Origin of the sequence: Amycolatopsis sp. NPDC051372 (assembly GCF_040682095.1) — a bacterium.
GTDB lineage: Bacteria > Actinomycetota > Actinomycetes > Mycobacteriales > Pseudonocardiaceae > Amycolatopsis.
On record NZ_JBFBAF010000017.1, the window covers coordinates 38693 to 60212 of the forward strand.

General features: G+C 71.6%; 15 protein-coding genes and 2 pseudogenes. 10 read left to right on the plus strand and 7 right to left on the minus strand.

What is annotated here, in order from left to right; genetic code table 11:
• Window positions 1-3: 3 nt before the first annotated feature.
• The gene (locus tag AB0M56_RS25095; protein ID WP_364180097.1) at window positions 4-1083 is read right to left on the minus strand and encodes a GDSL-type esterase/lipase family protein; all 1080 of its coding nucleotides are present in this window, start codon (window positions 1081-1083) and stop codon (window positions 4-6) included.
• 365 nt (window positions 1084-1448) lie between these two features.
• Between AB0M56_RS25095 and AB0M56_RS25100 the strand changes: the two genes are divergently transcribed.
• Window positions 1449-1769, plus strand: coding sequence for a hypothetical protein (locus AB0M56_RS25100; RefSeq protein WP_364180099.1), 321 nt, complete (start codon window positions 1449-1451; stop codon window positions 1767-1769).
• A gap of 164 nt (window positions 1770-1933) precedes the next feature.
• Here the strand turns inward: AB0M56_RS25100 and AB0M56_RS25105 are convergent, their stop codons facing one another.
• The 3 genes and pseudogenes from AB0M56_RS25105 to AB0M56_RS25115 form a co-directional block, all read right to left on the minus strand.
• Window positions 1934-3157: a sigma-70 family RNA polymerase sigma factor gene (locus AB0M56_RS25105; RefSeq protein ID WP_364180206.1), complete on the minus strand. Its 1224-nt coding sequence runs from the start codon at window positions 3155-3157 to the stop codon at window positions 1934-1936.
• On the minus strand, window positions 3154-3501 hold the full coding sequence (locus AB0M56_RS25110; RefSeq protein ID WP_364180101.1) for a YciI family protein: 348 nt from the start codon (window positions 3499-3501) through the stop codon (window positions 3154-3156). Before AB0M56_RS25110 ends, AB0M56_RS25105 begins: the two co-directional genes overlap by 4 nt.
• Before the next feature lie 140 nt (window positions 3502-3641).
• A pseudogene (locus AB0M56_RS25115) lies at window positions 3642-5680 on the minus strand (hypothetical protein).
• 290 nt (window positions 5681-5970) lie between these two features.
• On the opposite strand from AB0M56_RS25115, the gene AB0M56_RS25120 reads away from it, so the two are divergent.
• The 4 genes from AB0M56_RS25120 (at window position 5971) to AB0M56_RS25135 (ending at window position 10669) form a co-directional block, all read left to right on the plus strand.
• Window positions 5971-7200, plus strand: coding sequence for a S8 family serine peptidase (locus AB0M56_RS25120; protein ID WP_364180103.1), 1230 nt, complete (start codon window positions 5971-5973; stop codon window positions 7198-7200).
• A 107-nt stretch (window positions 7201-7307) separates the two neighbouring features.
• Window positions 7308-7928, plus strand: coding sequence for a hypothetical protein (locus AB0M56_RS25125; protein ID WP_364180105.1), 621 nt, complete (start codon window positions 7308-7310; stop codon window positions 7926-7928).
• Between the two features lie 356 nt (window positions 7929-8284).
• A complete protein-coding gene (locus AB0M56_RS25130; RefSeq protein WP_364180207.1) occupies window positions 8285-9271 on the plus strand; it encodes a serine hydrolase domain-containing protein in 987 nt (328 codons plus the stop codon).
• Between the two features lie 84 nt (window positions 9272-9355).
• Window positions 9356-10669 (plus strand): DUF4041 domain-containing protein, encoded by a 1314-nt coding sequence (locus AB0M56_RS25135; RefSeq protein ID WP_364180107.1) that lies wholly within the window; start codon window positions 9356-9358, stop codon window positions 10667-10669.
• Between the two features lie 123 nt (window positions 10670-10792).
• Here the strand turns inward: AB0M56_RS25135 and helR are convergent.
• Window positions 10793-12996 (minus strand): annotated as a pseudogene (gene helR / locus AB0M56_RS25140) (RNA polymerase recycling motor ATPase HelR).
• A gap of 119 nt (window positions 12997-13115) precedes the next feature.
• Between helR and AB0M56_RS25145 the strand changes: the two are divergent.
• Complete coding sequence (locus AB0M56_RS25145; RefSeq protein WP_364180109.1) at window positions 13116-13646, plus strand: hypothetical protein; 531 nt, start codon at window positions 13116-13118, stop codon at window positions 13644-13646.
• A gap of 383 nt (window positions 13647-14029) precedes the next feature.
• Here the strand turns inward: AB0M56_RS25145 and AB0M56_RS25150 are convergent, their stop codons facing one another.
• Window positions 14030-15418 carry a lysine 2,3-aminomutase gene (locus AB0M56_RS25150; protein WP_364180111.1) on the minus strand — a complete coding sequence of 463 codons (1389 nt, stop codon included), beginning with the start codon at window positions 15416-15418 and terminating at the stop codon, window positions 14030-14032.
• A gap of 135 nt (window positions 15419-15553) precedes the next feature.
• On the minus strand, window positions 15554-16972 hold the full coding sequence (locus AB0M56_RS25155; protein ID WP_364180113.1) for an FAD-binding oxidoreductase: 1419 nt from the start codon (window positions 16970-16972) through the stop codon (window positions 15554-15556).
• A 214-nt stretch (window positions 16973-17186) separates the two neighbouring features.
• Here AB0M56_RS25155 and AB0M56_RS25160 point away from each other — a divergent pair, with 214 nt between their 5' ends.
• From AB0M56_RS25160 to AB0M56_RS25175, 4 genes are all read left to right on the plus strand, one after another.
• On the plus strand, window positions 17187-18803 hold the full coding sequence (locus tag AB0M56_RS25160; RefSeq protein ID WP_364180114.1) for an amidohydrolase: 1617 nt from the start codon (window positions 17187-17189) through the stop codon (window positions 18801-18803).
• Between the two features lie 10 nt (window positions 18804-18813).
• Window positions 18814-20439, plus strand: a complete 1626-nt coding sequence (gene lnt, locus AB0M56_RS25165; protein ID WP_364180116.1) for an apolipoprotein N-acyltransferase — start codon at window positions 18814-18816, stop codon at window positions 20437-20439.
• Window positions 20440-20462: 23 nt separating this feature from the next.
• Complete coding sequence (locus AB0M56_RS25170) at window positions 20463-21230, plus strand: polyprenol monophosphomannose synthase (protein ID WP_364180118.1); 768 nt, start codon at window positions 20463-20465, stop codon at window positions 21228-21230.
• Window positions 21231-21304: 74 nt separating this feature from the next.
• Window positions 21305-21520 carry a hypothetical protein gene (locus AB0M56_RS25175; RefSeq protein ID WP_364180120.1) on the plus strand — a complete coding sequence of 72 codons (216 nt, stop codon included), beginning with the start codon at window positions 21305-21307 and terminating at the stop codon, window positions 21518-21520.

Genomic DNA, 21520 nt, shown 5'->3' on the forward strand with positions numbered 1-21520 from the left:
CGCTCAGCGGTTGGCGACCTCGGGCACGGCGTGGAGCTTGCCGTCAGGCCCGGACAGGCACGTGGCGTTGCCCTCGCGCCCGGCGAGGAACTCCGAGAGGCAGTCGGCGATCGCGGCGTGCCCCGCGGCGTTGGGGTGGAACGACTCCTGCAGCGCGTGCTGCGCCCGGTCCGCCTGGCCCAGATCACTCAGGTGCAGCGTCAGGCGCGTGAACCACTCCGAAGCCGGGTTCGCGCCGCCACTGCACGCCTCGTGGTGCTCACCCGCGCGCGCCAGGTCCAGGAACCGCGCGCCGGACTGCACGGCGGCCTGCTTCAGGCCCGCCGAGAGCGTGGTGATGCCCGTGGTCGAGATCCACTGCAGGTCGTCGGTGTGAAACGGGCAGCCGTCGAGGTTCTGCAACCCCGGCGGAACGTCTGTGGCGACCGGCGCGGCGTAGGACTGCAGCACGAGCTGGTAGTCGGCCGGCACGTAACCCGCCTGGGCCAGGACCTTCTTCACATCGCCGACTGCGTTGACCACCTTCGGCACCATCGCGTCCACTTTGGACTGCCACGTCTTCTGCAGCGCCAGGTTGCACGACGGCGCGCTCACCGAGAACCAGGCCTTGAAGCACTCGGACACCTGCGTGGAGAACTTCGGGTCGTCGTTGGCGCCGATCGCGATCACCACGGCGGACACCCGGTGGTTCTTCACCACCGCGGCCAGCTGCTGCGCCTGCGACCGCTCGCCCCACTGCTTCACCCCGCCCAGCGACACCTGCTCCGCCGGCGCGCCCGAACACGCCAGGTTCACCCGCGCCGTGACGTCCGGAATGCGAACCTTCTGCACGAAGGCGTTGGCCGAGCGATGGCACCAATCGCCGTTGCGGCCGTCGGTGTCGGGGGTGTAGTCGCCGGCGCCCTCGCCGGACACGGTGCTGTCGCCGATCGCCACCACCGTCAGCGGGCCCGTGCCGGGCGGACCTTTGCGCGGCAGCGGCTGGCCGGGCTTGAGCCCGGGGCCGGAGAACACGAAGAAGCTCGCGAGCACAGCCACGCAGGCGAGGACCAGGGCTCCCCACCACCACCGGAATCGACGCATCGCCGCCCGAGTCTAGCGAGCGCGCCCGGGTCTGGGGTTTTCCCCGGTCCCGCGCTGGGACATCGGTCACCACCCGGAAGGGAGCGGATGCCGTGAACGGGCACGAGAAGGACGGACAGCGGCCGCACGAGGCCTTGACCCGCGACGCGGACAAGCGCGCCCCGGTACGCGGCCGACACCTGCTTCCAGGAGTCGCTCGAACCCCTGCGCGCCCTCACCGGCGACGTCGGGCGCTTCGCGAGCGCCCACGGGCTGCTGCTGGTCAAACCCGACGCGATCGCCGCCCGCCGAATCACGTCCACAATGGACTGGCTGGCCGAGAAAGGCTTCCGCGTCGTCGGCGCCCGCCGAGTGCCGCTCACCCGGTGACCCTGCGGGCGCTGTGGTACTTCCAATGGAACACGGCCACCCCCCAGGTGCGTCGCATCGCCGACCACTGCGCCGACTCGCTGCTGCTGGTCGTCGCCCCCGCCGGGGACCAGGGCCCGCTCGCGGACCTGCCCGTGCCGGTCCGCCTCACCGAGCTCGTCGGCCCCGGCGACCCCGCCGCGCGCGAACCGGGGCGGCTACGCACCGAACTCGGCCGCTACGCGCTGCTCAACCTCGTCCACTCCGCCGGCGACACCGCCGACATGCTGCGCGACCTCGGCATCTCCTGCACCCCGCGGCCGACCTGTACCCGATGACGGTCCGGGCGCCCGCCCGCTCGTGGCCCCGATGACGGCGGCGGCCTGGCGACGAGCCGCCCTGCACGCGGTCCGCCACGCGTAGCGCTCGGTGCGCCGGGGCTCGTGGCCGCTCCGAAGCCAGTTCTTCGCCTCGTACTCGCCGGCGATCGGCCGCGGTCCGCCTAGGTATCGGAGAGAGCGGCTCGCTTGCGTTCCAGCAGGGCCCGTTCGGCGGCGTTCTCCGCGAGCTCCACCGCCCGGTCGTACGCGGCCGCCGCCTCGCCGCGTCGGCCGGCGCGCGCCAGCAGGTCGGCCCGCACGGCGTGCAGCAGGTGGTAACCGTCCAGATCCAAGGAGTCCACCAGCGCCAGCGCCGCCCCCGGCCCGTCGACCTCCGCAACGGCCACCGCGCGGTGCAGCGCGACCACCGGTGTCGGCGTGAGAAGCAACAGGTGGTCGTACAGCTGCACGATCTGGCGCCAGTCGGTCTGCCCGGCGGTGGCAGCGTCGGCGTGGACGGCGTTGATCGCGGCCTGCAACTGATACGGCCCGGGCCGGTCGCGGCGCAGGCAGCGGCGCACGAGATCCTGCCCTTCGGAAACCAGGGCAGCGTCCCAGAGACCGCGGTCCTGGTCGGACAGCAGCACCACCGCACCGCCGGGACCTGTGCGCGCAGGACGGCGTGACTCGACCAGCAGCATCAGCGCCAGCAACCCCAGCACCTCGGGCTCGTCGGGCATCAGCGAAGCCAGCACCCGCCCCAGCCGGATCGCCTCCGCCGCGAGGTCGGGGCGGCCCAGTGAGGCTCCGGACGTGGCCGTGTGGCCCTCGGTGAAGATCAGGTACACCACGGCCAGCACGGCGACGAGACGGCCGGGCAGGTCGGCGTCGGCGGGGACGCAGTAGGGGATGCCGGCGTCGCGGATCTTGGCCTTGGCGCGGGAGACGCGCTGCGCCATCGTGGGCTCCGGCACGAGGAACGCGTGGGCGATCTCGCCCGTCGTCAGGCCGCCCAGCAGCCGCAGGGTGAGCGCGACCCGGGCGTGCGGGGCGAGCGCCGGGTGGCAGCAGGTGAAGATGAGGCGAAGCCGTTCGTCACGCACCGGGCCCTCCTCGACCGGTTCTGTACCGGCGTGCAGAAGAGCGGCCTGCGCGTGCCGGTCGGAGCGCGAGGACTCGCGGCGCAGACGATCCAGAGCCCGGCGACGAGCCGTGGTCACGAGCCAGCCGGCGGGGCTCGGCGGCAGTCCCTCGGCCGGCCAGCGGCTCGCCGCTATCGCGAAGGCCTCCTGCACCGCTTCCTCGGCGACGTCGACGTCCCCGAACACCCTCACCAGCACCGCCACGGTCCGCCCGTACTCGGCGCGGAACACCCGATCCAGAGCGTCCACAGTGGACACGCTCAGGCCTTGCCCTGGAACGGCCGGACCTCCACCGGCAGCGTGGTGATCTCGGCGATCCGCCCGGCCCAGCCGAGCGCGGCGTCGAGGTCCGGCGCGCGCACGATCGTGAACCCGCCCAGGTGCTCCTTGCCCTCGGTGAACGGGCCGTCGGTCGTGAGCAGATCACCGCCCTCGGCGCGCACGACCGTCGCCGAACCGGGCGCGTGCAGGCCACCGGAAAACACCCACGCGCCGGCGTCCTTCATCTCGGCGTTGAGCGCGTCCAGCCGGTCCACGATCATGTCGAGCTGTTCGGCCGGCGGCGTGGGTCCGTCGGGCTGGTAGACGCTGAGCAGGTACTGCTTCATGGCTCGATCCTTCCTCTCGTCGCCCGTTACACGAACGGCCGGAGGGCACTTCGACACCCGCCGGCATTTCCACGAAAGACGAGAGGGCTCTTCGCCGGAGCGACGCCGGCGAAGAGCCCTCTCGTACCCGTCGCGCGCCGCTAGGGGTAGCTGACCACGTTCACCGGTGCCGTGCCAGACGGTGTCGCCGCGCCGGTGTCGTTGACGACGTGCGTGATGCTGCCGCGGGTGTTCAGCGACACCGTGAGCAGGCTGTGCAGCCGCACGCCGGGCGTGTTCGGCACTTCGAACGCGTGGTAGCTCGACACGGCGGGGTTGGTGTCGAAGAAGCAGTAGCTGCCCAGGCCCCACGCCTCGTGGGAGGTCACGTTCGCCCCGACCTTGTAGGCCGCGTACCCCGCCACGCCCGAGGGCGCGTTCCACGACGCCTGGTCCGGCACGTCGTAGGGCATCTCGTTCTGGAAGAAGATCGTCCGCCCGCGCTGGCCGTTCCAGATCACCTGGTACTTCTGGTAGTGCTCCACGAACAGGCCGGTCGCGAGTACGTCGTCGCCGTTGACCAGTACCCCGGTGTCGGCGGTGTTGGTGGTCCAGCCGACTGTGCCGGGGTTGCCGTGGTCGGCACGCCACGCCCAGGTGTGGTCGATGATCGTGTCGTCGCTGTTCACGACCAGGCTCGTGGTGGCCTTGCCCGCGAGCTCACCGCCGACACGGAAGAACACGTCCTGCAGCGTCGTCGGGTTCGCCGCGTGGCCGACGTGCGACCCGGCCGTGCCGACGGTCAGCAGCGACTGCGAGTTCGTGGTGCCGGCGTCGAAGAGCAGGCCCTTCACCCGGACGCCGTCGACGTCCGCGACGTGCATGGCGTCGACGCCGTTGTCGGGCACCAGGGTCGGGTAGCCAATGCCGAGCACGACGGTGTCGGCGCGCGTGACGTTCAACGTCTGGTCGAGGTGGTACACGCCGGGGGTGAAGAACAGGTTGCAGCCTGCGGCCAGCGAGCTGTTGATCGACGCTGCGGTGTCACCGGGCTTGACCACGCGGAACTGGCTCATCGGCAGCGACGTCCCCGGGGTGGATCCGCCGGCCCAGCTCGGGCCCGACGCGTTGGCGCGCAGGGCGGGCAGGAACACGCGGTAGTCGGCGCCGTCGAGGTAGAGATAGGGCACGTCGCGCGACGGGCGTGGTGGCCAGCGTGGTCTCGGGCGGGTTCGGGAACGTGTTCGCCGGCGCACCGGTGGTGCCGGAAAAGACCATGTTCCACACGCCGCCGTCCCAGCTGCCGAACGCCGAGTCGCGCGTGTACCACTGCTGCTGCGAGATCGAGGCCGTCTGCCCGGACACACGGGTGTCGGCGACGTAGCCGCCGCTGGCGAAGCCGAAGCTGGCGGGGTAGAGCTGCAGCCCGCCGCGGATGTCCATCCGGCGGAACGGCGCGGCCTGCGCCACGGCCCACCGGTCGTTGCCGCTGGAAGGGTTCACCGCCATGTTCTCGGCCGAGCGCCAGAAGTTCTGCAGCGCCACGCCCTGGTCCGAGGCGTTGAACGCGTCGACGGTGATGTCACCGTTGATCGTCACGTCGTCGGGGTTGCGCCCGAGGCCCGCGACGGAGGTGTAGAAGCCGACGTCGTCGTGCACGGCGTAGGTGCCCGGCTTGAACAGGTGCGCCACGCGCCGGTCGGCGAACTGCGCGGTCTGCGTGTCCTTCTGTGCGTTGAAGTCGGCGTCGAGCTGCGCCTGGATCGTGGCGGTGGGCATGCTCGGGTCGAAGATCCGCACGTTCGGACCGAAGTCCGGCACATCGGGCTGTGCCGGGCAGCCGGCCTGCGTGCCGCCGCCCTGGGTGAACGTGAAGTGCGGGGTGTCGAACTGCGGCCCGTTCTTCTCGTAGGTGAACCAGTAGTCGAGCACGCTGCCGCTGCCAAGCCCACCGACGGTTGTGCGCCAGGTGCCGGCACCCTCGGTCATGCGCACGTTCTGCTGCCCGACGCCGGGCACGCCCGTGTAGTGCACGTCGACGTAGCGCGCCGGGGCGGCGGGGGTGAAGGTGAGCTGTACCTGCTGCGCACCGGCCGCTGCGGCGGCCTGGGTGTAGTCGCCGGCGGCCGAGGGCGGGGGGAGCGGCGACCAGCCCGGCCCCCGGCAGGAGTGCGGCCGTCGCGAGCGCCCTGCCCGCCATCGCGCGCCGTCGGATCGAGAGCTGCGGGATGGGAACCTGTGGTCCAAGGTCCGGTTCACGCCGTGACACCTCCGTCGGTGATTCACAGACACATATTTGTTGTAATTCACAACAAAGTAGCCGCCGGTCGGCGCCCTGGACGTCACGCATTGGTAACAGGTGTCTGGACCAATGTCGTGGACGAGGGCCAGCCGGAAACGGAGGTGTGGAACTTTCCCTCATTCGGACGGGTGACCCGGAACGAGTTACATGCGACCATTCGCTGTCTCAGCGTGATCAAGGAGGCCGCAGTGTCGCGACTCAAGAACCTGGCCCGTGTGCTCGTGGCGGTGACACTGGCCGTTCCCCTGGCGGCTTCCACCACGACCGCGGCGAACGCCGCGCCGCTGCTGGGCGGCGATCTCGTCGACTTCGGGTGCGCGCAGGCCCGCCTGCACTGCCTGGGCAAGGCGATCAAGTCGCCGGACGGGCCGGGACCATTGGTCGCGGCGACTCCGGTCGGCTACGGACCGGCCGAGATCCAGGCCGCGTACGGCCTCGGCGGCCGGCACGCGAACGGCCGCACCGTGGCGATCGTCGACGCCATGGACGCCCCGACCGCCGAGAGCGACCTCGCGACCTACCGCGCCGCGCGGGGGCTGGCGCCGTGCACCTCGGCCGACGGCTGCTTCCGCAAGGTCAACCAGCACGGCGCGGCGAGCCCGCTGCCGGCGCCGGACTACGGCTGGGCGGAGGAGATCAGCCTCGACCTCGACGCCGTGTCCGCGACCTGCCCCGACTGCCGCATCCTGTTGGTGGAAGCCGATTCCCCGGACACCGACCCGCTGATGACGGCAGTCGACACGGCCGCCACGACCCCGGGCGTCGTGGCGATCTCCAACAGCTACGGCGGCGACGAGGACCCGACGATCACCGCCGCCGACGCCCACCTCGACCACCCCGGCATCGCCATCACCGCCTCGTCCGGCGATGCCGGCTACGGCGTGAGCTGGCCCGCGTCGTCGCCCTACGTGACGGCGGTCGGCGGCACGACACTGAAGAAAGCCGCCGGCACCTCGCGCGGCTGGGCCGAGACGACGTGGTCGGGCAGCGGCAGCGGCTGCTCCGCGCTCGAGCCCAAACCCGCGTGGCAGCACGACACCGCGTGCGCGAAGCGGACTGTCGCCGACGTCGCCGCGGTGGCCGACCCGAAGACCGGGCTCGGCGTGTACGACACGTACAACAGTTGCGGCGGCGGGGCCTTGTGCGACCTGCTGCTCACCCTCGGGCTCGCGCAGGGTGCCGACGGCTGGGTGCAGGTCGGTGGCACGAGCCTGTCGTCTCCGGTCGTGGCGTCGGTGTACGCGCTGGCCGGGAATTCCGTCACGGCCGCCGCGCAGCCGTACGCACACCCGGATGGCCTGTTCGACGTGACCTCCGGCAGCAATGGCTCCTGTGGTGGTTCGTACCTGTGCACCGCAGGAGCGGGCTACGACGGCCCGACCGGTCTCGGCACGCCGAACGGCACCGCCGCGTTCTGACCCGCGCGCCGTGAAATTCGGGGCGTTGTGACCCGCCGCGCCCGGGGGGAGGGTGAGGGGACCGGTGGCGTCACCGGGGCGCCGCCACGACCGGCGGGAGGTGGATCGTGTTCGCTCGCAGCACGACGATCCAGCTGAAGCCGGCGTCGCTGGACGACGCGGTCGCGCACGTGCGTGACACCGTCATGCCCGCGGCGCTGGCCACCGAGGGGAACGTGGGACTGTCGATGCTCCTCGGCCGGCAGGACAGCCGCACGATCGTGACCACGGCGTGGCGCTCGGCCGAGACCATGCGCGAGAGCGCGCAGGCCATGACCGTGCTGCGGGAGCAGGTCGCCGAGATGTTCGGCGGACCGCCGAAGGCGGAGGAGTGGGAGATCGCGCTGCTGCACCGTGATCACCATTCCGGTGCCGGCGCGGCGGTGCGGGGAACGTGGCTGAAGGTGGCGCCCGAACGGGTGGACGCGGTCGTCGACGTGTTCAAGATGACCACGCTGCCGGGGCTCGCCGACTTCGACGGGTTCTGCAACGCGAGCCTGATGGTCGATCGCGCGAGCGGCCGGTGCGTGGCCTCGATCGGCTACGACAGCGCCGAGGCGCTGGGCCGCACCGCCGAGAAGGCCAACTCGCTGCGCGCGGCCACCCTGCGGGAAGCCGGCGCCGAACGGCTCGACGTCCGCGAGTTCGACCTCGCCATCGCGCACCTGAACGTGCCCGAGATGGCGTGAGCGGTGTCCGGGCCGCCGGTGCGCGGGGAAGTGCACCGCCGGCCCGGCCTGTAATTCACCGCCCGGGGCGCGGACGCGCGGAATGCGCACCGGGGGAAGAGGAAACGATTCTCCGTCGTGACGATTTCCGGGCGACGAAGAAACGTTAGGGCTGCGCATTTCCCGCGGTTACCGTGGTGCGATGGTGATGTCCCGGCGCGCGATTCTCGCCCAAGCCACCCTCGCCGCCGCGGGCGGTCTCGTGTGGACGGCCGCCCCGGCCACGGCCACCGGGCGCCCGCGCGTGGAGGACTCGCTGCGCGGCGATCCGGCGGCTGCACGAGAGCCCGCACGGCCCATCGGCGGTCGTCGTCGCGATCGGCCGCGGGTCGGGAACTTCCCTCTACACGGCGGGAGTTACCCGGCTCGGTGCCCGCCGCTCCCCGCGCGCGAGCGACCGCGTGCGGGTGGCGAGCGTGGCCAAGGCGTTCAGCGGCGCGACGGCGCTCTCCCTCGTGAGCAACGACCGGCTGTCGCTCGACACCACGGTGGGCCGGACGGTGCGCGGGATGCCCCGCGAGTGGTCGGCCGTGACGTTGCGCCAGCTGCTCGGCCACGCGAGCGGCATCCCCGATTTCAGCGGCACCAACGATTTCCGCGACGCACTGGTCGCGAACCTGCACGATCCGCCGCCGCCGCGGGAATTGCTGTCGTACGCCCCCGATCCCGATCTGCTGTTCCGCCCCGGCAGCCGCTACGCCTATTCGAACTCCGACAACATCCTCGTCGCGCTGATGTGCGAGTCGGTCACCGGCCGGCGGTACGAGGACGTGCTCCGCCAGCGCGTGCTGCAGCCACTGGGGCTGGGCGACACAAGCCTCCCGCGTGGTCCGGACCTGCCGGAACCGGCGCTGCACGGCTACGACACCACCGTCGCGGGCCCGCCCGAAGACGTGACGACCACCGTCGCCCCCGGCTGGAGCTGGGCCTCCGGCGGCGTGGTGTCCACACCGGCCGACCTGGTGCGCTTCATCCGCGGCTACGTCGGCGGCGCCCTGATCGACCGCCAGACCCGCGACGCCCAGCTCCGGTTCCGGCCGGGCGGCTCCGAACCCCCCGGCCCCGGCACCAACGCGGCCGGCCTGGCCCTCTTCCGCTACGACACCCGCTACGGCCACGTTTACGGCCACACCGGCAACACCGGCAACACCGGCAACACCCAGTTCAACGCCGCCGCACCCGACGGCCGCGGCGGCGTCGCGGTGTCCATCACGGCGCAGATCACCCCGACGAGCGGGTCGCCACTGTTCGGGCAACTGCGGGAGGTTTTCGAGCTCGCGGTCGGGGTGCTGCTCTCCGAATAACGACCGGCGGAGCGCCACGCAGCGCGCAAACGGGGGGCACGCGAGCGGCTGAAGCTCGACCGGAGCCGTAACGAACCGGAGCCCATGGACGACTCCGCCTGGCGCAGGGTGATCTCCGGGGAGGCGTCGGTGTTCGGTGGGCGGAAGCGGCAGGAAGAGCTCGAAGCGGCACAACGCGAGAACCTGTATTTGCGTGGCGAGCTCCAGCGGCTGGGTGCGCTCGGTTCGGTCGCCATCCAGCAGGAAATCGCCGCTCAGACGCAGCGGCTTCACGCGGACCAAGCCCGCTACCAGCAGCAGACTTCGGCCATGAACGCCGAGGTCGCCCAGCTGCAAGCGCAGCTCACGACCCTTCGGGCCGAGGTGGTCGAGACCGACGACGCCCGGCTGATGCAGGAGGTGGGCGTCTACCAGTACCGGCACGTTCTCTCCGACGCCGAGGCCTACAAGGCCGAGCTCGAACGGCTAAAGGCCGCCATGAAAGACATGACCCGGACGAAGTCCGCCGTCGAAGCATCGAACAGCTTCCACTACAACAACTCGCTGCCCCAGGGACGCAAGTTCGTCGGAGATCTGTCGAAGCTCATGCTCCGCGCGTACAACGCGGAAGCCGAGAACTGCGTGCGCGTGCTCAAAGCCGGCAATCTCGCGTCCGCCGTCAAGCGGCTGGAGACCGCTGTCCGGACGATCGAGAAGCTCGGGGCGATGGCGTCGATCCGGGTCAACCCCGCCTACCACGCGATGAAGATCGGGGAACTCGAGCTCACCGCCGATTACTTGGCGAAGAAGCAGCAGGAGAAGGAAGACGAACGCGAGCGACGTGCGGCTCTGAGGGAAGAGCAGAAGGCGTTGCAGGAATACCGTCGCGAGCAGGAACGGCTGCTCAAGGAGCAGGGGCACTACCGCAACGCCATCGCGGCCCTGCGGGCGAAGGGAGATCTGCAGGGGATGGCCGATCTCGAGCGCAAGCTTGCCGAAATCGAGGCCGCGCTGAGTGGCATCGAGGAACGGCAGGCCAACATTCGCGCGGGCTACGTCTACGTGATCAGCAACATCGGCTCGTTCGGCCCTGACGTCGTCAAGATCGGGATGACCCGCCGGCTCGAGCCGATGGACCGAGTGCGCGAGCTCGGCGACGCGTCGGTGCCCTTCCGCTTCGACGTGCACGCGCTGTTCTTCTCCCACGACGCAGTGGGGATCGAGCAGCAGCTCCACGCCAAGCTGGAGGCCCGGCGGCTCAACCGGGTCAACCGGCGGCGGGAGTACTTCCGGTGCACCCCGGCGGAGGTCAAGGCACTCCTGCACGACCTCGCCGGGAACCTGCTCGACTACCGGGACGAACCCGAGGCGTTCGAATACCGCCAGAGCCTGGGTGAGATCGCCTCGCCCGCCGCATGAGGCGAGGTCGTCGACCGCTGAGGGGGCTGGTGGGCCGCACCGGTGACGGTGTGGTGCACCAGCCCTCAGCAGTGCTTCGCCGAGGTCTCGCATTTCCGCGTCAGACTCTTCGAACATCCACCGTCAACGCCCGGCCGTGGCAGGCGTCGCCGTTTCGGTGAGCCCCGTCAGCGCCGCCGGCAACGGGCCGCGGTGTAAGACGCCGAGGCGCTGCGTCGCGCGCGTGAGCGCCACATACAGCTCGGCAGCGCCACGGGGGCCGTCCTCGAGGATGCGAGCCGGGTCCACAACGAGCACGGCGTCGAACTCCAGCCCCTTGGTCTCCGCGGCCGGCACCGCGCCGGGTACGTCCGCGGGCCCGATGACGACGCTGGTGCCTTCGCGTCCGGCTTCGTCACGTACGAAATCCTCCACCGCGGCGGGCAGTTCGGCCTCGGTGACGTGCCGGGACCACGGCTGGACCCCGTTGGCGCGGACCGACTCCGGCGGGCGGATCCCCGGGGCGAACCCGGCGAGCACGGCGGCCGCGACGCTCATGATCTCCGCCGGCGTGCGGTAGTTGACCGTGAGGGAGCGGTAGGCCCACCGGTCGCTCACGTAGCGGTCCAGCATAAAGGCCCACGACGTCGCCCCGGCTGCCGACCGGCGTTGCGCGAGGTCGCCGACGACGGTGAAGGAGCGGCCCGGGCAGCGGCGCATCAGCACGCGCCAGTCCATTTCGGACAGTTCCTGGGCCTCGTCGACCACCACGTGCCGGTAGGTCCAGTCGCGGTCGGAGGTGGCGCGTTCGACGAGGTCGCGGGTGTCGCGCGCCACGAACCGGTCGGCGAGGTCCTCGGCGTAGAGCAGGTCCTTGGCGAGCAGGCCGACGTCGTCGTTGAGGTCCTCGCGTTCGATGAGCGAGTCGAGCACGTCGGCGGCGTAGGCGGCCTGGGTCTTGCGCTCCCGCTCGGCCGCCTGCTCGGCCCGGGCGTCGGCGGCCTTGTCGCGGCCCAGCAGGTCGACGAGTTCGTCGAGCAGCGGCACGTCCGACACCGTCCATGCTTCGCCGTCTTCGCGCAGCAGTCCCGCGTCGGCGCCGGCCGCGCGCAGCCGTTCCGGTGACTCGTACAGTGACGCGAGCAGGCCCTGTGGGGTGAGGATGGGCCACAGCTCGTCGACGGCGGCGACGAACCGGGGTTGCCGGCGAGGTCTTTGAGGAGGGTGCGCTTGAGGTCATCGCGCGCCTCGCGGTCGTCGCGGCCCAGCCAGCCGTGGCCGATGCGGGTGATCGCGCGCTCGGTGAGCACGTAGGTGACGATCTCGGTGAACACGCCGCGCGCCTCGTTGTGCGGCAGCCCGCTCGCGCGCGCCTCCTCGATGGCCCACTGCGCGGTCTCGGCGTCGATCCGCACGGTGACGTCGCCGACCGTGACCGGCACCGGCTCCTGCGGCGTCCGCTGCCGGTCGGCGATCGCGGCCGCGAGCACGTCGAGGATCTTCAGCTCGCCCTTCAGCCGCGCCGCCTCCGGCCCGTCCTCGGCGGTCACGTGCAGGCCGGGCACGAAGCCGCCGGTGGTCGTGAACACCACGTCGGTCTCGCCCAGTGACGGCAGCACGCGCCCGATGTGGTGCAGAAACGCCGGGTTCGGCCCGACGACGAGCGCGCCATGACGTTCCATCCGCTCCCGCTGCGTGTAGAGCAGATAGGCGACGCGGTGCAGCGCCACCACCGTCTTCCCGGTGCCCGGGCCGCCTTCGATCACCAGCACGCCCGGGTGGTCGAGACGGATGATCTCGTCCTGCTCGGCCTGGATCGTCGCCACGATGTCGCGCATGCCCTCACCGCGCGGCGCGTTGACGGCCGCCAGCAGCGCCGCGTCGGCGTCACCGTGCTCGCCGGCGGTGGGCCGGCCGAGCACCTCGTCGGTGAACTCGGGGACCCGCCGCCCGCGCGTGTGGAACTGGCGGCGCCGGCGCACGTTCTCCGGGTTCGCCCCGGTCGCGGTGTAGAACGGGCGCGCCGCCGGCGCCCGCCAGTCCAGCAGCACGGGCCGGTACTCGTCCTCCTCGTCGAACAACCCGATGCGGCCGATGTAGGACACGTCGTCGTCGAGCGTGTCCAGCCGGCCGAAACACAGGCCGTTGTCCACCACGTCCAGCCGCCGCACCTCCCTGCTCAGCGCACGCACGCGCACGTCGCGCTCCATGGGCGTTCCGCCGTTTTCCCCCAGCGCCGCTTCGTACTCGCCCTTCACCCGCGCTCGCTCCCCGTCGAGGCGCGTGTAAAGCCCGGCGACGTAGGCGCGCTCGGACCGCAATTCCTGTTCGTACCCCTCAGCTGACACAGGTCCCCTTCACCGCTCTCGCCGCCACCTCGTTTTCGCAGGTCGCGGCTTCAGGGTGGTGATTGTGCGGCATCACCCGGGTCTTGCCACAAGCCCCGGGGTGCGTTATACGTTGATAGTTGCGGGGGAGTGTGTGCTTTCTTCCCGCCTTTTCCCGGCCTCGAGAACTTCCTCGAACAGGTGAGCCGGATCTTCCTCTTCGTGTTCACGCCCTGCCCGGCGTCCACGGCGTCTACTACGACCCCACCACGCGCCTGCTCTGGGCCGCCGGCAACGGCGACCTCGTCGGCCTCGACGTCGGCGGCACCTCGGCGGCGCCGAAGCTCCGGAAGATCGTGGACACCCCCCTGCCCGTCCGCCCCACCTCCTACGGCCACGACGTCCACCCGGTCCGCGGCAACGTGGCTCGATCCGCGTCCGTGCCCGCCAGCGTGGTCGGTGAACGGGGGACGGGCGAGGGGCAGGCCGACGTAGTGGTCGACGTGAGCGCGGCGCGCCACATCCTCCCCGACGGCGGCTGGACCTCGGTGTACGTGCAGGTGCGCAACGCCGGGACCGCGGTAGCGTCCGGGGTGCGGTTCAGCGTGACGTTGCCACCCGAGCTGCAGGAGACCGGCAGCATGACCACGAACCAGTGGGACTGCTGGTGAGGGGCGCACCACCACGTGTGCGTTCGTCGGCGACCTCGCCGCCGGTGCGGAGCCCTACGGGCTGAGCCTGTTCGACGGGAAGTACTCCGAGCAGGTCCCGGCGAAGGAGTACTACGCGGAGGTCGAGGTCCAGACCAGCCGGTGGCGCTTCACCACGCCGGACGCCGGGGACGACCGCGTCGACTCGGACTTCACGCCGAACGGCGAGAACCAGTACTACCGGACCGCTCGCACCGAGCCGCTCACGGTCACCGACGGCGGCACGGTGCAGGTCGACGTCGGCGTGGTCGCCGTGGCCGCGGGCAGCTGAGTTCCGGTAGCGGCCGGACGGTGGTGGGTGTCGCGCGGAACCCGTCGCGACGCCCACCACCGCGTCGAGCGCCTCAGCCGTTCTGCTCGGCCCACCACTTCCGCCCGCTCTCCGACAGCGTTGAAATCGGGTCGTAGTACGGGTACCGCCGCCGCAAGGCCTCCGGGTCCGCGTGCTCGATGCCGGTGCGGTAGTTCTTCGTCCAGTAGGAGACGCCGCGGTCGCGGTCGTAGTCGGCGAGCTGGTGGACCCAGCGTTTGCCGACGTAGGGGACGTCGCAGACGATGCGGGGGGTGGCGTAGCCCGGGAGGTAGCCCATGATGGCGTGCTGCAGGTCCTGGGCTTCCCACACGGCGACGCGCCAGTGTTCGGCGTTGGGGATCATGTCGCACATGTAGAAGTAGTACGGCAGGATGTTCGCCTCGCCCTGCAACGCGAAGCACAGGTCCAGCAGTGCGGCGGGGGTGGCGTTGACGCCGCGCATCAGCACGCCCTGGTTGCGCACGTCGCGCACGCCCACCTCGAGCGCGGTGCGCGCGGCTTCGGCGACCAGGGGCGTGACGGACTGCGCGTGGTTGACGTGCGTGTGGATGGCGAGGTTCACCCCGCGCCGCTGGGCGGTGACGGCGACGCGCTCGAGGCCCTCGATCACCTTCGGCTGCAGCCAGTGTTGCGGCAGCGCGGCCAGCGCCTTGGTGGCGAGGCGGATGTCGCGGACGGTCTCGATGTCCATCAGGCGCATGAGGAACGACTCGAGCTGCGGCCACGGCACGTTGGCGACATCGCCGCCGGACACCACGACGTCGCGCACGCCCGGGGTGCGCTTGAGGTAGTCGATCATCGCGTCCTGGCGGTCGACCGGCTTGAGCGTGAGCTTGTGCTTCTCGACCTGCTCCGTCGAGTTCCCGACCAGGTCCATGCGCGTGCAGTGCCCGCAGTACTGGGGGCACGTCGAGATCATCTCCGCGAGCACCTTGGTCGGGTACCGGTGCGTGAGACCCTCGACGACCCACATCTCGGCCTCGTGCAGCGAGTCGCGCTCCGAGTGCGGGTGGTTGGGCCACGCGAGGTCGCGGTCGGTGCGCACGGGCAGCATGTAGCGGCGGATCGGGTCGGCGTAGAACGCCTCGGTGACCTTCGCCGGGTCGCTGCCGGCGGAGGGAGCCATCGTGTTGAGCATCTGCGGGGGCAGCAGCATCGACATCGTGGCCATTTCACGCTGGTCCGCGAGCAGGTCCTCGTAGAACCGCTCCTCCAGCAGATCACCCATCAGCGCGCGCAGCTGCTTGACGTTGCGGACGCAGTGCACCCGCTGCCACTGCGCGTCGCGCCACTCGGCGTCGGTCACGTGGTGCCAGCCGGGGAAGCGGCGCCAGTCCGGTTCCACCAGCGCGGTGCGCGCGTACTCGTACGGCTGGTCGTGGGCGGCGGGAGGCGGCACAGGTTCCTGGATCGCAGTCATCTGTACTCCAGTCATTCGTGCTTCAAGTCGTCCGGAACGCGTTAAATTATCCTGCCATAACGTTCTCACGGCGTAAATCTTCTTGCACGGTGACTGTGCGTGCCGCAGCGGTCGAGACCGCTGCGGCACGCGTGCTCAGGCGGCCGGACGGATGTTGTGGTTCACGCGGAAGAGGTTGCCCGGGTCGTAGACCTGCTTCACCGCGGCGAGCCGGTCGTAGCGCTCCGGGCCGTAGATCGCGCGCACCGCGGCCGCCGACGAGCCCTCGTCGGCCGAGAGGAAGTTCGGCGACTGCCGCTCGATCGTCCACGGCTCCAGCGCGCCGACAACTTCGTCGAGGGCCGCGCGCAGCTCCTCAGCACGTTCGGTGCCGCCGACGCCGAGCGCGAACACCAGGAACGGCACGCCGCGCACGGGCACCGCGTTGGGCGCCGCGGGCTCGCGGTCCAGCGCGCCGCCGAGGGCGCGCAGCTCCACACCCAGCAGCGGGCAGCCCGAGTCCGGCCCGGTGAGCTCGACGAGCGCGTCGATCGTCTCGACGGTGACCTCGCGCAGGCTGGCGGTGCGGTCGTAGTACGGGAGCGGGTCGGCCGGGTCGAGGTGGATCTCGCCGATCGAGCTGAACGGCTTGTCTTCCACCAGGTCCAGCAGCACCGGGGCGACGTCGCGCAGCGGCGCGAGGAGCCGTTCGGCGGCCTCGGGCGAGCCGAGGTGGGCGAAGCGCAGGTGCACCACGAACGCGCCGCGCAGCACGTCGGGCAGCTCGGGCGCCGGCGGCAGCCGCTGCACCATCACCGAGGTCGTGGCTTCCTCCGGCAGCAGCGGCACCCACTGGCGCCACGCGTGCAGCACCGCGGCCAGGTCCTCGCCCGCGTAATAGAGGCCGCCACCGTAGAAGCGGGTGACGGGGAAGAGGTCGAACTCGAGCGCGGTGACCACGCCGAAGTTGCCCTTCCCGCCGCGCAGTGCCCAGAACAGGTCGCGCTCGGTCTCGGCCGTCACGGTCCGGTGCGCGCCGTCGGCGGTCACGACCTCGATGAGCCGCACGTGGTCGGCGGCGTAGCCGCGGGTCCGTCCGATCACGGGGCTGAGGCCGCCGCCCAGCGTGTAGCCGACGACGCCGACGCCCGGAGCGGACCCGGCAAGCGGTGCCAGCCCGTGCTCGGCCGCCGCGTCGAGGACCTGCTGCCAGCGGGCGCCGGCCTCGACCCGCGCGGTGCGCTGCCGCGGGTCCACGGTCACGCCGGTCATGCGGCTCGTGGTGATCAGCACCGCGTCCCGCGCCTGGGCCACGACCTGGTGAGCCGTGGCCTTGATCGTTACGGGCAGTGATCGGCGCCGCGCGAACCGGACGGCGTTCTGCACGTCGGCGGCCGAGGCCGCAGCGACGACGAGCGCGGGTTCGAGCGGGTTGTTGAAGTTGAAGGCGGCGCATTCGGCGGCGTATCCGGGCTCGCCCGGCAGCAGCACCTCGCCTTCGGTCACAGCGACGAGGTCGGTGATGTCTTCGGCCTGGATGAGCCCGGTCACCGGGCTCGCGACGATCTGGTGCATCGAAGTCCCCTGTCTCCCGCCCGGCCGGTCACCCGCACCGCGCGTCCCCTTCGGCGGCCACCTGGCGGCGGCGCTCCCTCACGGACCAAGCACGTGCCGACCGGCCCAACCCGTTCAGGTGACCTGGCTCACAGGAGCGAACCCGTGTTCACACGGAGTGAGGAAAACCGACCCCGGGCGGTCGGCGCACGCAACGCGGGGGAGACTCGACACCGTGACGAACGACAGCACGACGCTCCTGCTCGGCGGCAGGATCTACACCCCGTCTTCCCCTGACGCGACGGCGCTGGCCGTGTCCGGCGGCACCGTGGTCTGGGTCGGCCAGGACGCCCCTGCCCGCGCGCTGCACCCGGACGCGACGGTGGTCGACCTCGACGGCGCGTTCGTCGCACCCGCGTTCGTCGACGCCCACGTGCACGCCACCGCCACCGGCCTGCACCTGACCGGCCTCGACCTCACGCGCGTGCGCGGCGCCGACGAGCTGCTGGCCGCCGTCCGCACCGCCGTCGCGGCCGCGCCGGGCCAGGTGCTGCTCGCGCACGGCTGGGACGAGTCGGCCTGGACCGACCCGCGCCTGCCCAGCCGCGCCGAGCTCGACGCCGCCGCCGGCGCCACGCCCGTCTACCTCAGCCGCGTCGATGTGCACTCCGCGCTGGTGTCCACCGCGCTGATCGACCTCGCGCACGAGGCCCGCGTCGGCGAAGGCTTCTCCGCCGACGGGCCGCTCACCCGCGACGCCCACCACAAGGTCCGCGCGGCCGCGCGCGCCGCGATCACGCCGCAGCAGCGCACCGCGGCGCAGCGCGAGTTCCTCGCCGAAGCCGCCGCGCGCGGCATCGTCGGCGTGCACGAGTGCGGCGGCCCGGACATCGCCGGCCTGGACGACTTCACCGGCCTGCTCACCCTCGCCGCCGAACCCGGCCTGCCCGAGGTCGTCGGCTACTGGGGCGAGCTCGGCGGCCTCGACACGGCTCGTGCCCTCGGTGCGCACGGCGTGGCGGGCGACCTGTTCGTCGACGGCGCGCTCGGCTCCCGCACCGCCGCGCTGAGCAGCCCGTACGCCGATGAGCCGGGCACGTCCGGTGCCCTCTACACCGACGCCGCAGGTATCGGCGAGCACCTCGCCGCGTGCACCGAGGCCGGACTGCAGGCCGGTTTCCACGTGATCGGCGACGCGGCCGTCGTGGAGGTCGTCGAAGGCTTCCGGCTGGCCGAGAAGGAGGTGGGCCAGCGCGCGCTCGCCGCCCGCCACCACCGGCTCGAGCACCTGGAGATGGTCACCGCCGACCAGGCCCGCGCCCTCGCCGGCTGGGGTGTCGTCGCCTCGGCGCAGCCGCTGTTCGACGACGCGTGGGGCGGCGACGCCGGCATGTATGCCGAGCGCCTCGGCGCCGACCGCGCCGCCGGGCTCAACCCGTTCGCCACGCTCGCCGCCGAGGGTGTGGTGCTCGCTTTCGGCTCCGACTCCCCGGTGACTGCGCTCGACCCGTGGGCCGCCGTCCGCGCGGCCGTGCACCACCACACCCCGGCCGCCCGGCTCTCCGCGCGCGCCGCCTTCACCGCTCACACTCGCGCGGGCCACCGCGCCGCCGGCGTCAACGACGGCGTGACCGGCAGTCTCGTGCCTGGCGCACCGGCGCACTACGCGATCTGGGACGCGACCGACCTCGTCGTCGCCACGGCCGACACCCGCGTGCAGCGCTGGTCCACCGATCCGCGCTCCGGTGTGCCGCCGCTGCCGCGCCTCGACCCGGGCGCGCCGCTGCCGAAGTGCCTGCGGACGGTGCGCGCAGGCACGGTCATCTACGACCAGTTCACCTCGGCCTCCTAGAGTTCGGGGCGTGGCAGTGACTGTCGCGGACCCCGGACCGGGCGCTCCGCACGAAACGACCTCCAAGCGGCGGAAACGACCGCGGTTCTCGCGCGCGTGGCTGCTGCGGCTCGTCGCCGCCGGCGCCACGGGCTACCTGTACTACCTCAGCTTCGCGCCGAGACCGCTGTGGTGGCTCGCGCCGATCGCGTTCGCCGGCTTCGCGCTCGTCCTTCGTGGACGGTCGCTGCGCGGCGCGTTCGGCTACGGCTTCGTCTACGGCGTCGTGTTCTTCCTGGCGTTGCTGGTGTGGCTGCAGGACTTCCTCGGCCGGGAGTTCGGGCCGTGGCCGTGGCTGGGGCTGTCGTGCGCGCTGTCGCTCTACTTCGGACTCGCCGGGGTCTTGATCCGGGTCGTGTCCCGGCTGCCGCTGGCGCCGCTGTGGGGGGCGCTGGTGTTCGTCGCACTGGAGACGCCGAGGGCGTGGTTCCCGCTCGGCGGCTTCCCCTGGGGCCGCGTCGCGTTCAGCCAGCCCGAAGGCGCGTACCTGTCGCTGGCGTCCGTCGGCGGCGCGCCGCTCGTCGGACTCGCCGTGGTGCTCAGCGGCTTCGGCCTCGCCGCGCTGGCCGCGCGAGGGTGGGAACAGCGCAAGCTGCGCGACCGCCGGCTCATCGCGCCGCTGGTGCTCACGTTCCTGCCGGTCGTCGCCGGGCTGGCCGTGTGGCCGACGGTCGGCACCGACGCGCAGGACGGCTCGCTCACCGTCGCCGCCGTGCAGGGCAACGCGCCCGACATCGGCATCGCGCTCGAAGGTCAGCGTGACGTGCTGCGCCAGAACCACCTCGAGGAGAGCGCGAAGCTGCTCGCGCAGATCCAGGCGGGCAAGGTGCCCAAGCCCGATCTGCTCGTGTGGCCCGAGACCGCCACCGCGGTCGACGGCGACGACCCGGCGGTGGACCAGATGGTGAACTCCTACGGCGTGCCCGCCATCATCGGCGCGCTCTACCGCCTGCCCGACGGGACCGCCCAGAACTCCGCGATCGTGTGGGACCCGAAGACGGGGCAGGGCCAGCGCTACGCCAAGCAGCAGCTGGTGCCCTTCGGCGAGTACGTGCCCGCCCGCGACATCGCGCGCCTGGTGACCCCGTTCGTCGACGACACCGCCGACATGCGCACGGGCGACGGCAGCAACGCGGCCCTGTCGGTCGCGGGCACCAAGGTCGGCGTGTTCATCTGCTACGAGACCGCGTTCGACTACCCCGCGCGCGAAGCGACCGACGACGGTGGCGAGCTGCTCGTCGTACCGACCAACAACGCGTGGTACGGGCCGGGGGAGATGAGCTACCAGCAGCTGGCGATGTCGCGGCTGCGCGCGGTCGAACACGGGCGCGCCGTGGTGGTCTCGGCGACGTCCGGGGTGAGCGCCCTGGTGGCCCCCGACGGGACGATCACCAGCTCAACCGGCCTTTTCACGGCAGACGCCCTGGTCGGCCGCATGCCGCTGCGGACGCAGACTACGCTGTCGGATCGACTCGGTGCGTGGACGGAGTACGGACTGCTGGCACTGGCGATCGCCGGTGTCGCCGGCGGGTTCGTACTCCGTTTTCGCACCCGGCGCGCGAGCGCCGGCACGACAGCAGGGGACGCGGCGGGCTGAACCGCCGGATTCGGAGGAGACGGATGGCGCAGGCGCCGCGGGGGGCCGAAGGTATCGAGCCGGTGCTGGTGGTGATCCCGACCTACAACGAACGGGAGAACCTGGGCCCGGTTCTGGACCGGCTCCACAAGGCACTCCCGGACGTCCACGTGCTCGTCGTCGACGACGGCAGCCCGGACGGCACCGGTGAGCTCGCCGACGAGCGGGCCGCCGCCGACGAGCGCGTCCACGTGCTCCACCGCACGGAGAAGGCGGGGCTGGGCAAGGCCTACATCGCCGGGTTCCGCTGGGGCCTGGCGCAGGGCTACGCCACCTTCGTCGAGATGGACGCCGACGGCTCGCACGCCCCGGAGGACCTGCCGCGGATCCTGGACGCGGTCGCGGACACCGACCTGTCCATCGGCTCGCGCTACGTGCCCGGCGGCAGCACAGTCAACTGGCCGCTGAGCCGGCAACTGCTCTCCCGCGGCGCGAACATCTACTCCCGCATCGCCCTGGGCCTCAAGGTCTCCGACATGACGGCCGGCTTCCGCGCCTACCGCCGGCCGGTGCTGGAGAAGCTCGAGCTCGACGAGATCGCCTCCCACGGCTACTGCTTCCAGATCGACCTCACCCGCCGCACCGCCGACGCGGGCTTCGACATCGTCGAGGTCCCCATCACCTTCACCGACCGCGAGATCGGCCAATCGAAGATGAGCGGCGACATCATGCGCGAGGCCTTCTTCCGCGTCGCGGAGTGGGGCGTGAAGCGGCGCCTGGAGCAGGTCAAGCGCCTGCTCGGCCGGCACTGACGTACTGAGTTCCCGTAAGAGTCCGCCGTCCTGATCCGGGGTGGCGGACTCTCGCATTTCCGACGGAACCGGTGTTGGACCTGCAGATCGATCAGGTCACGATCGGGGCCGAGACCGAGGCGACCGCCATCGACCTGGAGCTGATGCGGATGGTCCGCTACGGCCGTCCAGTCGACGCTCTCGATCCCGGCCACACCGCGCTCGTCACCCTCCGAGGCCCGGGAACCCACCTTCTCCGGCCAGCCACACGGGCCGGCTGGCAGGTGATCCAGGGGATCAATCCGCCGTAG